Genomic DNA, 2,627 nt, shown 5'->3' with positions numbered 1-2,627 from the left:
GTCGAGGCCAGCCTGGAGGTGCGGCAGCGCATCGCGGGCGCCTGGGGCATGGCCGCCTTCGTCGATGGCGGCAGCGTGCAGGAGGACAGCGCGCCCGGCTTCAGCAACCTGGCCTTCGGCGCCGGCCTGGGCGTGCGCTACGCCACCGCCATCGGCCCGATCCGCGCCGACGTGGCCTTCCCGCTGAAGAAGCTGCCGGGCGATTCCGGCTACGGCCTCTATATCGGCATCGGGCAGGCCTTCTGATGCGGCGCGCGCTGAAGTGGGCCGGCATCCTGCTGCTGGTCCTGATCCTCCTCCCCGTCGTCGTGGTCGGCGGCGTGCTGGTCTTCGCCAATACCTCGCCCGGGCAGGCGATGATCGCCCGGCTGGCCGGGCAGTACGTGCCCGGCCTGACCATCGAGGGGCTGCATGGCGGCCTGCCCTTCGGCCCGCGCATCGACCGGATCGCCATGGCCGATGCCAAGGGCACCTACCTGACCATCGAGAACGCCTCGCTGGACATGGATCTCGGTGCCCTGCTGCACCGGGAGGTCCGCATCCGCCGCCTCCATGCCAGCCGCCTGGATTTCGAGCGCGTGCCGGAAAGCACCGCCCCGGCGCCGGAGCCGCAGCCCAGCGAGGGCGGCAGCCTGATCCCCTCCCTGCCCCAGCTTCCCGTCGGCCTTGCGCTGGAGGCGCTGGAGGTCGAGCGGCTGGAGATCGGGCAGGCGGTGGCCGGGATGCCCGCGGCGCTGAACCTGCAGGCGGGCGGGCGGCTGGGTGAGGACGGCGCCTTCCTCGGCGTGAAGGCGCGGCGGCTGGACATGCCCGGCGCGCTGGATGCCGATGTCGCCCTGGCCCCCGGGCAGCGGGTGAAGCTGAACCTGTCCTATGACGAGCCCGCGGGCGGCATGGTGGCCGGGCTGCTCGGCCTGCCCCCTGCCCCCGGCAGCGCCCGGATCACCCTGGACGGTCCGGCCGAGGGCGCCGCGCTGACGCTGCGCGCCGCCATCGGCGATGCGCTGAAGGCCCAGGCGGACGGCACGCTGGCCCTGCCGGCGACCGGCGGCCTGGGCCTGGTGGCCAGGGGCAATGTCCAGGCCCCCGGCCTGCTGCCCGCTCCGGTCACCGGCGGCGACTTCGCCGTGGACCTGCGGCCCGAGGGCGCCGGCCTGCGGCTGAACAGCTTCCTCGTTTCCGCCGCGCCGGGCCGCGTGGAAGGCAGCGGCTATGTCGGCGACAACAGCGACCTGACAGTCAAGGCGGAGCTCGGCCGTTCCGAGGCATTGGGCGGCCTGCTGCCCCAAGGGATGGGCTGGGACGGCATCACGCTGAACGCCCATGTCACCGGCTCCACCAGCGCCCCGGGCATCGAGGCACAAGGCGTGGTGCGCCAGCCACGCATCCCGCAGGCGCCGCCGACCCTGGTGGGCGACGCCATCCGGCTGGACCTCAAGGGCGACGGCGAGCGCATCGAACGCCTGACCGTGGCGGGCGCCGGGCTGAACCTGGAGGCCTCGGGCCGCTACCGCGACACGCTCGACCTCGCGCTGAAGGCGCGCATGGGCGATGCGAAGGCGCTGGGCGACCTGCTGCCGGCCAGCATCGGCTGGGGGGCGCTGGAACTCGACGGCACCGTCACCGGCACGCAGCAGGACCCGATGGTGGAGGCGAAGCTGGTGATGCGCGACCCGCGCCTGCCGGAACCGGCGCCGGGGCTGCTCGGCAAGGAGCCCGTGCTGACCCTGCGCGGCGACCTGAGGCGGATCGAGCAACTGGAGCTGACCGGGGCAGGCCTCACCGCCACGGCCTCCGGCTCCTACCGGGACCCGCTGGACCTGACGGCGCAGATCCGCCTCGCCAATGCCGAGGCCACCGGCCAGCCGGTGCGCGGGCGGATGCAGGCCGACCTGCATGTGGGCGGCACCCTCGCCGCCCCCACCGTACAGGCCAAGGTGAACAGCCCCGAGCTGATCGCGCAAGGCCACAAGCTGGAGAACCTCCAGCTCGATGCCGATCTTGCCCGCCTCTCCCCTCCGACCGGCTCCGCGAAGCTGAGCGGCCGGCTGGACGGACAGCCGCTGAGCCTCGACGCGGCCTCCGCGCTGAACGAGCAGGTCCTGCGCATCGAGCGCCTCGCCGCAGTCCTCGGCCCACTGCGCCTGGACGGCGGCGGCAACTTCGACATCGCGAAGCTGCTCTTCGACGGGCAGGTGAAGCTGGAGGCCCGCGACCTCACGCCGCTCTCCGGCATCGCCGGCATACCGCTTGCCGGCGGTCTGAACCTGGAGGCCCGGGGTGTCCCGGATGCCCGCGGCGTACAGACGGTGAAGGCCGACCTGCGGCTGAACCGGCTGACCGCCGCCGGAACGCCGGTCGATGGCACGGTGAAGGCCGAGGGCGCGCTCGACGCGCTGAACCTCCAGGCCCAGATCGCCGCCCTCGACGCCCGGCTCAACACCCGCGCCAGGATCGATGCGGTGAGCGCGGACCGCACGGTGAACCTCGCTGCGCTGGACGTGACGCGGGGGCAGATGGGCATCCGCCTGACCGCGCCCGCCACGGTGACGCTGCGGCAGGATGGCGGCATCCGGATCGGCGACATGGCGCTGGCGGCCCGGCCGGGCGGCACGCTGCGCCTGGGC

2 protein-coding genes are annotated in these 2,627 nt (G+C 73.8%); both read left to right on the top strand.

The window, feature by feature from the left end:
- A partial coding sequence (locus tag ROTAS13_RS22720; protein ID WP_171979212.1) for a BamA/TamA family outer membrane protein occupies positions 1–246 on the top strand: 246 nt, incomplete at its 5' end.
- The coding region (locus ROTAS13_RS22715; RefSeq protein ID WP_139323511.1) for a hypothetical protein at positions 246–2,627 on the top strand (2,382 nt) is incomplete at its 3' end. The genes ROTAS13_RS22720 and ROTAS13_RS22715, both read left to right, overlap by 1 nt.

Source organism: Roseomonas sp. TAS13 (genome assembly GCF_001950415.1).
Lineage (GTDB): Bacteria > Pseudomonadota > Alphaproteobacteria > Acetobacterales > Acetobacteraceae > Roseomonas > Roseomonas mucosa.
Note: the sequence above shows the minus strand (reverse complement) of the source record. Positions and strands in the feature narration are given on the sequence as shown.